At 61.3% G+C, this 12,602-nt stretch carries 20 protein-coding genes; 10 read left to right on the top strand and 10 right to left on the bottom strand.

Features of this window, described 5'->3' with window-relative positions; genetic code table 11:
- Window positions 1-6 precede the first annotated feature (6 nt).
- The 7 genes from C4Q26_RS25135 (at window position 7) to C4Q26_RS25165 (ending at window position 5,735) form a co-directional block, all read left to right on the top strand.
- A complete protein-coding gene (locus C4Q26_RS25135; protein ID WP_023380779.1) occupies window positions 7-954 on the top strand; it encodes a ketopantoate reductase family protein in 948 nt (315 codons plus the stop codon).
- Window positions 951-1,349 (top strand): VOC family protein, encoded by a 399-nt coding sequence (locus C4Q26_RS25140; protein WP_023380778.1) that lies wholly within the window; start codon window positions 951-953, stop codon window positions 1,347-1,349. Before C4Q26_RS25135 ends, C4Q26_RS25140 begins: the two co-directional genes overlap by 4 nt.
- Window positions 1,346-1,801 (top strand): MaoC family dehydratase, encoded by a 456-nt coding sequence (locus C4Q26_RS25145; RefSeq protein WP_023380777.1) that lies wholly within the window; start codon window positions 1,346-1,348, stop codon window positions 1,799-1,801. Before C4Q26_RS25140 ends, C4Q26_RS25145 begins: the two co-directional genes overlap by 4 nt.
- Window positions 1,798-3,030: a CaiB/BaiF CoA-transferase family protein gene (locus C4Q26_RS25150; RefSeq protein ID WP_104883846.1), complete on the top strand. Its 1,233-nt coding sequence runs from the start codon at window positions 1,798-1,800 to the stop codon at window positions 3,028-3,030. The genes C4Q26_RS25145 and C4Q26_RS25150 overlap by 4 nt, the downstream gene beginning before the upstream one ends.
- Entirely contained in the window at window positions 3,027-3,845 is an 819-nt protein-coding gene (gene aroE, locus C4Q26_RS25155) for a shikimate dehydrogenase (RefSeq protein ID WP_027907348.1), read from the top strand. The genes C4Q26_RS25150 and aroE overlap by 4 nt, the downstream gene beginning before the upstream one ends.
- Before the next feature lie 4 nt (window positions 3,846-3,849).
- Window positions 3,850-4,287, top strand: a complete 438-nt coding sequence (gene aroQ, locus C4Q26_RS25160; RefSeq protein WP_027907349.1) for a type II 3-dehydroquinate dehydratase — start codon at window positions 3,850-3,852, stop codon at window positions 4,285-4,287.
- Window positions 4,288-4,394: 107 nt separating this feature from the next.
- Entirely contained in the window at window positions 4,395-5,735 is a 1,341-nt protein-coding gene (locus C4Q26_RS25165; protein WP_051376128.1) for an MFS transporter, read from the top strand.
- An 88-nt stretch (window positions 5,736-5,823) separates the two neighbouring features.
- Here the strand turns inward: C4Q26_RS25165 and C4Q26_RS25170 are convergent, their stop codons facing one another.
- The 3 genes from C4Q26_RS25170 to C4Q26_RS25180 all read right to left on the bottom strand — a co-directional run bounded on the left by C4Q26_RS25170 (window position 5,824) and on the right by C4Q26_RS25180 (window position 7,333).
- Window positions 5,824-6,498, bottom strand: coding sequence for a polysaccharide lyase family 7 protein (locus C4Q26_RS25170; RefSeq protein ID WP_104883847.1), 675 nt, complete (start codon window positions 6,496-6,498; stop codon window positions 5,824-5,826).
- Between the two features lie 86 nt (window positions 6,499-6,584).
- A complete protein-coding gene (locus C4Q26_RS25175; protein WP_148299919.1) occupies window positions 6,585-6,860 on the bottom strand; it encodes a hypothetical protein in 276 nt (91 codons plus the stop codon).
- Window positions 6,861-7,096: 236 nt separating this feature from the next.
- Window positions 7,097-7,333, bottom strand: a complete 237-nt coding sequence (locus tag C4Q26_RS25180) for a hypothetical protein (protein ID WP_104883848.1) — start codon at window positions 7,331-7,333, stop codon at window positions 7,097-7,099.
- Window positions 7,334-7,491: 158 nt separating this feature from the next.
- On the opposite strand from C4Q26_RS25180, the gene C4Q26_RS28965 reads away from it, so the two are divergent.
- Entirely contained in the window at window positions 7,492-7,665 is a 174-nt protein-coding gene (locus tag C4Q26_RS28965; RefSeq protein WP_371919395.1) for a hypothetical protein, read from the top strand.
- A gap of 147 nt (window positions 7,666-7,812) precedes the next feature.
- On the opposite strand, the gene C4Q26_RS25190 is transcribed toward C4Q26_RS28965, so the two are convergent.
- Together C4Q26_RS25190 and C4Q26_RS27970 are read right to left on the bottom strand one after the other, a co-directional pair.
- Complete coding sequence (locus C4Q26_RS25190; RefSeq protein ID WP_023380767.1) at window positions 7,813-8,082, bottom strand: hypothetical protein; 270 nt, start codon at window positions 8,080-8,082, stop codon at window positions 7,813-7,815.
- A 291-nt stretch (window positions 8,083-8,373) separates the two neighbouring features.
- On the bottom strand, window positions 8,374-8,616 hold the full coding sequence (locus C4Q26_RS27970; RefSeq protein WP_023380766.1) for a hypothetical protein: 243 nt from the start codon (window positions 8,614-8,616) through the stop codon (window positions 8,374-8,376).
- Window positions 8,617-9,031: 415 nt separating this feature from the next.
- Between C4Q26_RS27970 and C4Q26_RS25195 the strand changes: the two genes are divergently transcribed.
- Entirely contained in the window at window positions 9,032-9,358 is a 327-nt protein-coding gene (locus tag C4Q26_RS25195; protein WP_023380765.1) for a hypothetical protein, read from the top strand.
- A 3-nt stretch (window positions 9,359-9,361) separates the two neighbouring features.
- Here the strand turns inward: C4Q26_RS25195 and C4Q26_RS25200 are convergent, their stop codons facing one another.
- Window positions 9,362-10,024 (bottom strand): SOS response-associated peptidase, encoded by a 663-nt coding sequence (locus C4Q26_RS25200; protein WP_104883849.1) that lies wholly within the window; start codon window positions 10,022-10,024, stop codon window positions 9,362-9,364.
- A 61-nt stretch (window positions 10,025-10,085) separates the two neighbouring features.
- Window positions 10,086-10,301 (bottom strand): hypothetical protein, encoded by a 216-nt coding sequence (locus C4Q26_RS25205; protein WP_023380763.1) that lies wholly within the window; start codon window positions 10,299-10,301, stop codon window positions 10,086-10,088.
- 193 nt (window positions 10,302-10,494) lie between these two features.
- On the opposite strand from C4Q26_RS25205, the gene C4Q26_RS25210 reads away from it, so the two are divergent.
- Complete coding sequence (locus C4Q26_RS25210; protein ID WP_023380762.1) at window positions 10,495-10,995, top strand: methylated-DNA--[protein]-cysteine S-methyltransferase; 501 nt, start codon at window positions 10,495-10,497, stop codon at window positions 10,993-10,995.
- 4 nt (window positions 10,996-10,999) lie between these two features.
- On the opposite strand, the gene C4Q26_RS25215 is transcribed toward C4Q26_RS25210, so the two are convergent.
- The 3 genes from C4Q26_RS25215 to C4Q26_RS25225 all read right to left on the bottom strand — a co-directional run bounded on the left by C4Q26_RS25215 (window position 11,000) and on the right by C4Q26_RS25225 (window position 12,574).
- Window positions 11,000-11,242, bottom strand: a complete 243-nt coding sequence (locus C4Q26_RS25215) for a hypothetical protein (protein ID WP_104881710.1) — start codon at window positions 11,240-11,242, stop codon at window positions 11,000-11,002.
- Window positions 11,239-11,982 (bottom strand): carbon-nitrogen hydrolase family protein, encoded by a 744-nt coding sequence (locus C4Q26_RS25220; RefSeq protein ID WP_023380761.1) that lies wholly within the window; start codon window positions 11,980-11,982, stop codon window positions 11,239-11,241. Before C4Q26_RS25220 ends, C4Q26_RS25215 begins: the two co-directional genes overlap by 4 nt.
- Window positions 11,983-12,058: 76 nt before the next feature.
- Window positions 12,059-12,574: a DUF3016 domain-containing protein gene (locus C4Q26_RS25225; RefSeq protein ID WP_027907354.1), complete on the bottom strand. Its 516-nt coding sequence runs from the start codon at window positions 12,572-12,574 to the stop codon at window positions 12,059-12,061.
- Window positions 12,575-12,602 lie beyond the last annotated feature (28 nt).

The following is a 12,602-nucleotide window of genomic DNA, read 5'->3' on the forward strand; positions in this document are numbered from 1 at the left end:
TGCGACGTGAAAATCTGCATTCTGGGTGCCGGTGCCCTGGGCTGCGCCATTGGCGCGGCCTTGAGCGAGGCGGGGCATGAAACCTGGCTGCTGAACCGTGGCCGTGCGCATGTCGAGGCGATGAACCTGAACGGGCTGCAGGTGCAGGACGAACGCGGCGAGCGCTCAGTGCGGGTCAACGCGACGACTGACGCCCAAGACATTGGCGCGGTCGACCTGGTGGTGGTGTTGGTCAAGTCGTTCCACACCGCCGATGCCATCGCTGGCGGCACTGCACTGTTCGGGCCACAAACGCTGGTGCTGTCGCTGCAGAATGGCCTCGGCCATGAGGACATCCTGGCCGAGGCCGTGGGCCGCGAGCGGGTGCTGGCCGGCAAGACCTATGTCGGCGGCGTGCTGCTGGCACCCGGATCGATCCGGGCCGGGGTGGCAGGCAAGCAGACCTTCATTGGCGAGCTCGACGGCCAGATGACCCCACGCGTGCAAGCCATTGCAGAGGCGTTCAACGGCGCCGGACTGGCCACCACGGTCAGCGACAACATCCTTGGCACCATGTGGGACAAGCTGCTGGTCAACGTCGCGACTGGCGCGTTGAGCGGCATCACCATGCTCAGCTATGGCCAGCTGTACAGCGAGCCGCTGCTCGAATGCACCGCAAAGGCTGCCGTGGCCGAGGCCATTGCCGTCGCCGAGCGGGCCGGCATCCGCCTGAGCCTGACCAGTCCCGAAGCGGCATGGAGACTGGCTGCCGAGGGCCTGCCGGCGAGCTTCCGCACCTCGATGCTGCAGAGCCTGGAAAAGGGCTCGATCACCGAAATCGACTTCATCAACGGCTCCGTCGTGCGCTGGGGCCAGCGTCATGGCGTTGCCACCCCCGTCAACGCGACCTTGGTGGCCTGTATCAAGGGCATCGAACGCGCGATGGCCGATCACCAGAAAAGGGATAATCCATGAGCCAGCCGAAAGCCTATCTCGAACACGTTGCCTTCTGGGTGCGGGACATTCAGTGGCATATCCGTTTCTTCAATGAAGTGTGCGGCATGACCATGCGGGAAGTGCAGGGCGACGTCGAGCTGCCGACGCAGTACTGGACGCTGGGTGGCCTGCAGTTCATTCACCAGCCGGACTTCGCCGGGCCGGAGGGGCGCTTGGCCCACCTGGGCATCATGTGCGAGGACCTCGAAGCCGCCCTGGCCGCAGCCCAACGCTTCGGTGTCAGCGAAATGTCTCAGGGTCGCAACTGGCTGCGCCTGCCCGACGGCCTGGCGGTGGAGTTCATCCAGGCCTCGCCGGCCAAGTGCGTCGCCCAGGCACTGGCCATCGACCCGCGTGCGGAGGTATCGGCATGAGCGTAGTGGAAAAATTCTGGGACGACGCCCGCGAAGGCGATGAGTGCATCAGCCCCACCTACACGGTAACTCGCGAGCGCATCCTGGCCTACGCCGACCTCACCGGCGACCACACCCCAGTCCATGTCGATGAGGAGTACGCCAATGCCAGCCACTTCGGCTGCCTGGTCGCCCACGGCTTGTTCGGGTTGTCGATCGCCGACGGCCTGAAGACCCAGTGCCAATACCGCTTCGTGCCGGGTATGTCGTTGGGTTGGACCTGGGATTTCGTGCTGCCGATAAAGGTCAACGATGTGCTGCATGTCCGCATGCGCGTAGGGGCGATGCGTCCCAGCAAAAGTCGCCCAGGGTGGGGCATCGTGGTACTGCCGTCGGAACTGATCAACCAGCATGGCGAAGTCGTGCAGCGCGGCGAGCACCGCCTGATGGTGCCGAGGAGGGCACAAGCATGAGCCAGGCATTGCCATTGGCAGGTATCCGCGTCATCGACTACAGCCACTTCCTCGCCGGTCCTTATGTGGGGCGCTGCCTGGCCGCGCTGGGTGCCGAGGTGATCAAGGTCGAACGGCCCGGCAGCGGCGATGCCGGCCGCCAGCATGCGTTTACTCTGGATGAGCAGCAGAGCGGCTACTTCCTGCAGCTGAACATGGGCAAGCAGGGCGTCAGCGTCAATATGAAGGACCCGCGTGGCAAGGCCTTCATGCAACGCCTGACCGATTCGGCCGACGTGTTCATCGAAAACTATCGCCCGGGTGCGCTGGATAAGCTTGGTCTTGGCTATGCCGAGTTGTCGGCGCGCAACCCGCGCCTGGTGTACTGCTCAATCTCAGCCTACGGTCACACCGGACCGGATGCTCACCGCGCCGGCTTCGGGCTGATTGCCGAAGCCAAGAGCGGCATCATGCAGATGGTTGGCGTGCCGGGCGAGGCGCCCCCGTTGCTGCGCATTTCCCTGGGCGACATGTACACCGGTATTCATGCTGTTGCGGCGATCAACGCGGCGTTGCTGGGCAGGGTAAGCTCTGGACGCGGACAACATATCGACATGGCCCTGTACGACACGCTGGTGTCGATGCACGAGTATGCGGTGCAGTGCTACACGTTGTCCGACGGCAAGGTGCTACCGGAGCAGACCGGCCATGACATGCCGACCTCGACCCTCTATGGCGTCTTCCGCGCAGCCGATGGCGACCTGGTCATCGCCGCCCAGGTCGACGATGCCTGGCAGCGCTTTGCCGCCATGGTCGAGGCCAATGGCGGCCCGTCCGGGTTCGGTAGCGATAGCCGCTACCATCACCTCAATGGCCGCAATGCACATCGCGAAGCGATTCTCGCAGTGGTCCGCGATTGGGTCGGCGCGCGTCGGGTCGCCGACATCCTGCAACTGCTCGATGGCATCGACATTCCCAGCGCCAAGGTGCAACGCATCGACGAAGTGCTGGCCGACCCGCAGATCCAGGCTCGCAACATGGTCATCGAACAGCGGCACCCGCGCTACGGTACCCTGCGCCTGCCCAATCTGCCGTTCCGCTTTTCCGATTGCGACACCACGATCCATCAGGTGGCCCCGGACCTTGGCCAGCATAATGCCGAAGTCGCTGCCGGGCTTGGCTTCAGCCCCGAAGAAATCACCGCCATGCAAGCGGACGGTGTGCTGTTCACCCACGGAGATGCACGATGAGCGACCGCTATGCAGTGATCGGGCGACCGATCAATCACACAAAATCCCCCTTGATCCACGGCCTGTTTGCCCAGGCCAGCGGCCAGACCCTGGCGTATGGTGCCATCGAGGGCGAGCTCGAGGGGTTCGAGACCCAGGTGCTGCAATTTCGCAGCGATGGCGGGCTGGGCATGAACATCACCGCGCCATTCAAGTTGCGCGCTTTCGAGCTGGCCGACCGGCGCAGCGAGCGGGCTCAGCTGGCACGGGCGGCCAATGCGCTGAAGTTCGAGGATGGCCATATCTTCGCCGAGAACTTCGATGGCATCGGCTTGTTGCGGGATATCGAAGAGAACCTTGCAGAGCCGCTGCGCAACCGTCGGGTGCTGGTACTCGGCGCTGGTGGTGCGGTTCGTGGAGCACTACTGCCGTTCCTGCAAGCGGGCCCGAGCGAGCTGGTGATCGCCAACCGCGACATGGCCAAGGCGGTGTCCTTGCGCAATGAACTGGACCATCCGCTGCTACGTATCAGCCGCTACGAGGAGCTGGAAGGGCAGGCGTTCGACATCGTTGTCAATGCCACCTCTGCAAGCCTTACCGGTGAACTGCCGCCGTTGCCTGCTGATGTGTTGGGCGCGACGCGGCTGGCGTACGAGTTGGCTTATGGCAAAGGCCTGACGCCATTCCTGCGTCTGGCGCAAGCACAAGGCGTGACGCGCCTGGCCGACGGTGTGGGCATGCTGGTCGAGCAGGCGGCGGAAGCGTTTGCCTGGTGGCGTGGGGTGCGTCCCGAAACCCGCGCCGTGATCGACCGACTGACCATTCCTCTGGAGTAAGCCCATGGTTGCCAATGTGCTGATGTTGCACGGTATCAACCACAACATGTTCGGCAAACGCGACCCGCGCCAGTATGGTACGGCCACGCTGGCCGATATCGACCAGTCCTTGCAGGCGCTGGGCGAGGAACTGGGGGCGCGGGTCGAGAGCTTCCAGACCAACTTCGAAGGCGCCATGTGCGAGCGAATCCATCAGGCGTTTGAAGATCGGGTCGATGCTGTGCTGATCAATGCCGGGGCGTGGACGCACTACAGCTATGGTATCCGCGATGCGTTGGCCATCCTCGAGGCGCCGGTGGTCGAAGTGCATATGTCGAACATCCATGCCAGAGAGCCGTTTCGTCACCATTCGGTGTTCGCCGAAGTCGTGCGCGGACAGATCTGCGGGTTCGGTGTCGAGACTTATCTGCTCGCCTTGCGTGCGGCGATGAAGATGGTCTGACCGATTCTTCACTTTCAGAAGGACGTGTAGCCTTGACCGAAGCGGCCGTAACCCTCAGCGCCCGGCAGACCACTTGCATTGCCTTGCTGGTCGCCATCACCTTTTTCATGGAAAACCTCGATGCGACCGTCATCGCCACGGCGCTACCGCAGATGGCCCATGATTTTGGCGCGAGTCCGGTGAGTCTGAACATCGGCATCAGCGCCTACCTGCTGGCGGTGGCAGTGTTCATTCCGCTCAGCGGCTGGGTAGCTGACCGCTTCGGTGCCCGCCAGGTATTCGCCGGTGCCATTGCTCTGTTTACCCTGGCGTCCTGGCTCTGCGGCCTGGCTTACAATTTGGAAACCTTTGTCGCCGCACGGGTGCTCCAGGGTATCGGTGGCGCCCTGATGGTCCCGGTCGGTCGGTTGGTGGTGTTGCGTACCACCGAAAAGCAGGACCTGGTGAAGATGCTCGCGGTAATCACTTGGCCTGGGTTGGTGGCACCGGTCCTCGGCCCCCCCGTTGGTGGGCTGATCGTGACCCACCTGTCCTGGCCGTGGATCTTCTACCTGAACATCCCGTTGGGCCTGCTGGCTATCGCGGCGGCGTGGTGGCTGGTGCCCAATACTCGTTCGAGCGAAGTCCGCAGCTTCGATGTGCTCGGCTTCGTTCTTCTTGCCTTGGCCTGCGCCGCGTGGCTGCTTGGGCTGGAGATGTTGGGTTCGCTTTCCGGTGGCAGCCTCGATAGAGGCTTAGCCCTGCTGGCGGTGGGTGGCCTCCTGACCTGGATGTCGGTCCGTCATTGCCAGCGCCATCCGGCGCCGCTGCTGCCGTTGACGACCCTGGGTATCGCCACCTTCAGGGCCAGCGTCGTCGGTGGCACGCTGTTCCGCCTTTCGATCAGCGCCTTGCCGTTCCTGGTCCCGTTGCTGTTGCAGATCGGTTTGGGCATGTCACCGTTGGATACTGGGTTGCTGGTGCTGGCGATCTTCGCCGGTAACCTGGCGATGAAGCCGTTTACGACGGGGTTGTTGCGGCGTCATGGCTTTCGACGCGTACTGTTGGTGAACGGCTTGATCGGCGTCGGTTGCATCCTGGCTTGTCTGGGCCTGCAACAGGGGATGGCGTGGTACTGGATGGCGCTGGTGCTATTCATAGGCGGACTGTCGCGTTCGATGCAGTTCACCACCTACAACGCGCTCGGATTTTCCGAGGTGCCCAAGCAGCAGATGGGCGAGGCATCGACACTGTTCAGTATGTTCTTCCAGCTGGCGATGGCGCTTGGTGTGGCGGTTGTCGCGCTGCTGTTGCGCCTTTCGCTGATGCTGCGAGGAGGTGAGGGTGAGCTGACGGTGAGTGATTTTCACTGGGCGCTAATCGGTGTGGCATTGATCGCCGGTGTCGCCCTGGCCGACGCCATCCGCTTGCCTGGGAATGCTGGTGAGCAAGTGCTACGCACCCACTAGGGCCGCCATGACTATGGGGGCGACGGGCAAGCGGTGAAGCCGGCACCGACAACTGAACGGACAGTGCCACCTGGCCGGCGCCCGAAGGTCAGACGTGAGTCAGCGAGAGTTCGCTCAGAATACAGATCGAGCCGTCATCAGCTGCAGTGGCGTCGGTATAGTCGACCTGGTTGTACACACCGCCGTGGAAGTTCAACAGCGATGAGCGCCAGGAACTGTCCATCTCCAGCCTGCCGGACGATCCCGCGCGGCCATTGCTTTGCGCGGTAACGGTCAGGGCACCCGAAGCCAGGACGCGTATGATCACCCTGAACGTCGTCCCGAGGGGCACGTTTTTGAGTAGGGTCATGTTCACTGGGGCCGCCTGATTGAATGTCTTGCGAAATCCCAGGGTGATGTTTGCCTTGCTCCAGAACACCTTCACTGGCGGGCTATCGTCGTCCTTCACATGGAGCTGCGCAATGACAACCTTCTGGGCGGAGTTGACCTTGGTCAGCGTCATCTCCTGCACGTTGATGTGCTCGGCATCGCTTGCGAGCGACCAATAGACCGGCTCCTTCCATTCGCACCGCGTGCGGTGAGTGCTCTTGCTGGATGCACCTTTGGTCGGTGCCGAGAACTGTACAGAGCCATCGGCCAAGACCTTGACGACGCTGGGCAGTTGTGCGATCGCCTCGGCTCCACTGAGCTCCAGCGCAACCGGGTTGGTGGCTGAAGTGGGAACCGGCGTGGTGATCGTGAGACTGTTGATGTTTACGCTCATTGATACGTCTCCTGACAATGATACGGGGCGCCTGGTTCATGGCAGATCAATGGAGCGGACCGAATCTGGCGAGCGCTTTCGCAGCGCTAGACCAAGGCGAAATCGGTTATGCAGTCTTTCTGGTCGATTGCCACCGTGAGGACTTGAGGATCACTCAGGGCCAGGCCCCCCTCGGTGTAGACAAACCTCCAGCGGAGTAATTTCATGTCGCCCAGCACTTCACATTGTTCGAAGGGGCCGAGCAGACTCTCCAGTTCACTTAAAGTGGATTGTCCACAAACGACGAATTTCAGTTGCTCTTCGACCTGCGTTGCGTTGCTGCTGAGCTCTTCCAGCAGCATTTGTTGCTCCAGATCGCTCATCAGGCGAATCGAATCCGTTTGCATCGACTTAATACACTCCAAGTATCAGATCGTCAGTTTGTAGGACAGGGGTGAAACGCGGGGAGTGTAATCAAGGAATGTACTGGATGGTACAAAAAGTCGACCAAGGGTCGATGGTCTTGGAGGGCGTGTCAGGGCGCGGCGACTGCATCGATGTGCCGCCAGTCCCTACCAACGTGCCCAGCAGGCGTCCCTCTGGGTTTGCCGGCCAAGCCTTAGCCTTCAGGCGGTGTTATCCCGCAGATGAATTCATCCGATCCAAGGCGATGCGAGCCGAACTCAACGACATAATCTGATCCGCGGCGCTGCGCTTCCGCCCCGGCGGTGTTCCGGTCGGCATAGACGTCGACAAAATGCCAGGGGTGCAGGGCGCGCAGGACGCCCCAGCCAAGCACCCATCCCTCTCTTTCTGGATCTGACGGAAGATTCCTGGCCAGGCTTCGAAGGGTCATGACGTGCTCCCGCTGCAAGCGCTGCGTGATTGGTTGATTGTCTCTATGTTGTGGCTATTTTGCATAATATTGCGGCGAATTGCGTATTTTTTGTAGGGTTTGGCGTATAGTGGATGCCGAGTACTGGATTACAGTGGCACAACAGTGAGGTTGTCATCATGTTCCCGCCCCAGCCCGCCCAAAACCGAGAAGCGCATTTACGGATCTCGGAGCAAGTCGAGCGATTTCTCTCCAATGGCGGTTCTATTCAGAACGTCGACCCAGGGGTTAGCGGTTTCAACCGCTTGCCGCTGAAAACGCAATGGAGCAAAAGCCACACGGCCAGACCTTGAGGTTGCGTGCTGATCCAAGAACCCATGCAGCTGTATCACCCAGGGCATGCATCAGCATGCTCTTAGGGTGAGTGTTCAGGTGAAGGAGGGATCCGCGCCGCAGGATCTCGCCCATTACTCCAGCCGGCGCAGACCGAAGCGTGGCGGCTATTGGGGTTTAGGCAGGTAGTAATGGGGATACAACGCCATGTCCCTTTCCAGTTTTTCGGCGTCTCCAACACGCTTTCGAACCTCTGCATAGAACTGTTGGCTCTGATTCTGAAATTTCGTGAAGTGTCGAGCACTGATCGCCAAGGCTAATTCGAGCTCCTTTCCCACCAGACCCGCGGCGGACTTTTGTGACAGGACATAGGCCTGCCAGCTGTTCTCCACCCGCTGCAGCCCGCGAGCGAACGCCTTTGTCTCGATTGTCGCCATTGGTACACCCTCTTTGAGCCAGATTCCGGCTCGTTGGTGTGAATCGCCAGAGCGACGATGGATAGCTGCGTGTCGAAACGCCCAGTGCCATCGAGGCGCCGGAGATTGCAGCTTAGCCTATTTATGGCATGGGCCCCTACGGTCGGGCTCAGCGGTCCTGATCGAAGTTTGACCGGGCCCTGGCAAGTCACACGTTGAAGTTCATGCGTACCGCTAGGGTGGAACAGGTTTTGCTGCACTCCCAGTAACACTGACAAAAATGGGGTGTGCAGCCATGTTCCAGAATGACCTCTACTTCTTGAGTTTCATCGTAACGGCGGTGTTGACCGTGGATGTCGTGGCGATATTCGTGTTCTTGCAGGCCAGCGCTTGATCCCCGTTACTGGGTATGGCGACCTCCCGAACCTGGGCCAACTGGAGAGTGACAACCGGGTGTGGGGGTAGGGCAGGCAGTTCACTGTCCAGCCCGCTGGGTGGTAGATGGAAGTGCAGCTGACGGCGGTGTAACTGGATGATCTTGTGGATGCGTTTCATGGCGGCTCACCTCGATGGACATCTGCTATGCCGAGCCAGAAGGCATGACCCTCAGTAAGCGCCCGTTTTGTCTCGCTGCGGTGCGGATCTGACCAGTGGATACCCGGCATGGCAGGTGATGCTAGGGCCTACCGCAGGGCGGCGAATGGCATGAGGTCGCAGGGTGGCAGGGGAAAGCCCGCCGAGGCGGGCTTTCCGATGGGTGCTGATCCGTCAGCGAGGCCCATTGTAGACAGTCGCCGGCATTGGCCTATTGGTAATACGTCGCAGACCCGGTCAGCCTTCAGTGGCGTGTCGCGGCTTGCCCGGATGTGCGATGAAGTGCGTACAAGAGGGTTGGGGGCGACTTTGGTGGATTGGAGTTCCTTACAGTAGCTCAGTAAACTGCCATCACTTTGATTTGGTCACTTTGTCCATGCATACCTTTCGCATTTTGTTTCCGCTTGCGCTGGCCGCTTTCCTGACTGCCTGTGCATCGCCAGCGGCCCCCACTGGCAGTAAAACCACGAAAAAATCACCCGAGGATTACGCCGCGTGCGTGCTGCCTAAATGGAAAGCCATAGCCCCGCTCACGGTTCAGAAATCGATCAACAACGGCTACCGTCTGACGGTGCCCAGTGCCTTGGCATCCGATGAGGTGCTGGAAGTCGTCAAGCACCACGACGGCGGCCTCGCCACGTTCTACAAAGGTGGTTTCTTCGCGGGTGACAAGTTGCGCCAAGCGGCGCGCGACTGCCTGTAGTGATCATACGGCCAGGATCAACTCCGGCCCCTGGTTACGCGCATTGCCCACAGCCACGCTCACACGGTACCACTCGAAGGATTCGGCGGGTTCGCCCAGGTGCAACGCCATCTGCTCAGCCTGTGCCAGTGCTGTCGACGGGGCCAGCCAGGCCCTGGCAAGCGCGGGCGACAACACGACGGGGCGTCGGTCGTGTACGTCGACCATGCCGCCCTGGGCGTCAGCGGTGATGATCACGAAGCCGTCATTGTCGTTGCCGGTGAACTGTCCTATCGAGGCACAGAGGGCAGGGCGGCCGTCGCGACGCCTGATCAGGTAAGGCTGCTTTTTCGGGCCGCCTTCATCGACCCATTCGTACCAGTTGTCGACTGGGGTAATTGCCCGGTGGGGCCAGATCGCGCGAAAAAAGGCGCCATGGGCGACTTTCTCCACGCGCGCGTTGATCGGTGGTGCGCGGTCTTCGGCCCAGTGTGGCCGCCAGCCCCATCTCACTCGGTCGGCCCTGAGGCCGGCACCGTCTACGCGCAAGACCACCACCGGGGTCGACGGGGCCACGTTGTAGCCAGGCGTGACGGGCCCGTCGATGACGTTACGCCAGGCTCCGGGCATGCCAAGGGTGTCGACGAACTCGTGAATGCCACGGTATTGAGAGAGGCGCCCGCACATCAACCAACCCTCCTGCCGGAACTGTCTGTATAGCGTCGCCGCTCTCAAGGTGGCGATTGGCTCACGACTTGGGGGGCGCATCACCCGCGGCATTCATGCGAACGCATTGCGCCTCTGCGGCCGTCCTGTCCGGATAGCTAGGTTTGAGCCGCTCCTTGGCTTGGTTATCGTAGATGTCGAAGCCACCACCCGTGGTCGCCGCATAGTAGCGCGCACCGATACGAAATGACTCCTTTTCGATGGGTACCGCCGGAACGATAACGAATCTTGGTTGCATTTTTTGTGCCTCCCCAGGCAGAGATCTAAGTATTAGTCCTGCTGCGGATAAGCATCAAGGAAGCTCATGAATAAATGACAGTTCGCTTACCGTCGGTACACCCGCGGCTGGCGTTGCTTGAGCAAGAAAGCGGGTGCAGGGCGCCGCAGGCAGGGTTAGAGTGCGGCGAACGTCTTGCTGAGCAGAGTCTTCCATGTCCAGTTCATTCACCCTGATGGCATCCCCTGTCGGCACGCTGACCCTGGTGGCCCGCAACCAGCGTTTGGCAGCCGTCCTGTGGGAGCATGAACGTGAAAACCGCGTTTGCCTTGGCGAACTGCAGCGCGACGACGACCATCCGCTGTTGCGCGAAACCGCTCGTCAGCTGGGTGAATACTTTGCCGGTACCCGGCAGCGCTTCGAATTGGCGCTCGATTTTGTCGGCACCGAGTTTCAGCGCCAGGTGTGGGCGGCGCTGCTGACCATTCCTTTCGGTGAAACCCGCAGCTACAGCGAGATTGCCCGGCAGATCGGCAACCCCAGCGCAGTTCGGGCCGTCGGCGCGGCCAACGGGCGCAATCCGATTTCGATCATCGCGCCCTGCCACCGGGTGATCGGCGCTTCCGGCAACTTGACCGGCTTCGCGGGTGGTTTGCAGGCCAAGCAATACTTGCTGGCACTGGAAGGACGGCAGAGCCTGGCGCTGGAATGGTAGGCGTTCAGCTTGCCCAACTGACCACCAGGCAGCACCCAAGTGCCAATACCGAGCCAGCCAACAACGTGTAGTGACGATGGGCGCGGCGCGCCTGGTGGCGTACTTCGCGCAGATATTGAGCGGGCGTTGGCGCATCCGGTCGATGGCTAAGCCCGTCGGCGATGTTTGCCAGTTGGCCTTGAATCGTCAAACCGACCAGGTAGTAGGTGGCCCCGTAACATGCCAAGGCAAGCAGCAGATACCTCATGCAGGCAGTTCCGGTAACACCAGGGCAGTGGCACTGCCTGTCGCCAGATCGAGCATCACCAGGCCTTGGGTCCGCTCATCCAATGCCGCCAGCAACTGCCCTCGAGGGTCCCAGGCCGCGGACCCGCCGGCCCCGATGAAGGTGTCTGCCGGCCCGATACAGTTGGCCATCAATACGGGTATGTTCAAACGCCGGGCCACCTCCGGGTAGTGCTCGTAACCTTCGCGGATACCCTTGACGGTTTTAGCGACGCTGACCAAATACAGACCAGCCCCTTGGGCGCGGACCTTCTCGGCATGTGCCATGAACATGGATTCGTAACAGATGGCTGGCGCGATGGTGTGTTCATCCACCTCGAATACGAGGCTCTGCCCGGCAGGCGTGAAGAACGGCAGCTCATCGTCGTGCAAGCGCTGCTTGGCATAGCTCAGCCTGGGTTGGCCCGGGCGCAGGATGGGCATGCCGATCTGTATGCCATTGGGGGTCGGCAGTGGCAGGCCCACTGCAACCGTTATGTCATGGTGGTCGCAGAGTGCTTGCAGCGGGTCCAGTCGGGCAGATGAGAGGGGCAGGGCCAATTGGCGGGCCAGGGTCGGCTCGTAACCGGTCAGGGACAGTTCGGGAAACACCACCAGCCTGGCGCCCAGGGCGGCGGCCTGCTCGATGCAGTAGCGGTGGCGGTCGAGGTTGCTATCCAGGTCGCCCTTGTGCGACGCCAGTTGTATGGCACAGAGTTTCATGGCTAGCCCTTCCTTGGTACGGATCCAAACCCCGAGGATACTACCGGCACGCTACGCCTCGCCAGTGAAGAGACCATCATGACGCTGGCTGGGCGGCGAAACGCTGGCGGAACCAGTCGGCGAGCATGGCTTTTTCCGCATACAGGCGCTCGCTGCTACTGGTTACCCGTCCGGGGCGGCTGAGGTACATCTTGTCGCTGACCCGTTCCTGGGCATGCTGGTCGGGTTTGCCCGGCTGGCTGAAGGTGTAGCTCAGGTCGATGGTCGGCCAGGTGGTCTCGCGCATGAAGCGTACATCGTAGGCATTGACGTGCCAGGGTTCGAAGCCCCCAGCCAGGTCGATGTCATGGATATCGATGACCAGTTGCTGGCCGGGTTGCAGGTAGCGCTGGCCAAGCTTTTGCAGATAGTGCGTGAGGGTCTTCAGGACGTAGTCGTCAGCGCCACGTGCGTAACCTGCGCGATCCAGCCTGGCATCGCGGAAGTGCTCAGGGTGATCGAAATGCACCTGAACCTGCAGGGTTTGTGTGCCTTGTGCCATGCTATTGAGTGAAAGCACCATGAGCACGGCACAGGCAAGGACGTTACGCACGAGGCACCTCCGGAGCGGACTGCGTGTC

It is taken from the genome of Pseudomonas sp. SWI44 (genome assembly GCF_002947915.1).
Classification (GTDB): domain Bacteria; phylum Pseudomonadota; class Gammaproteobacteria; order Pseudomonadales; family Pseudomonadaceae; genus Aquipseudomonas; species Aquipseudomonas taiwanensis.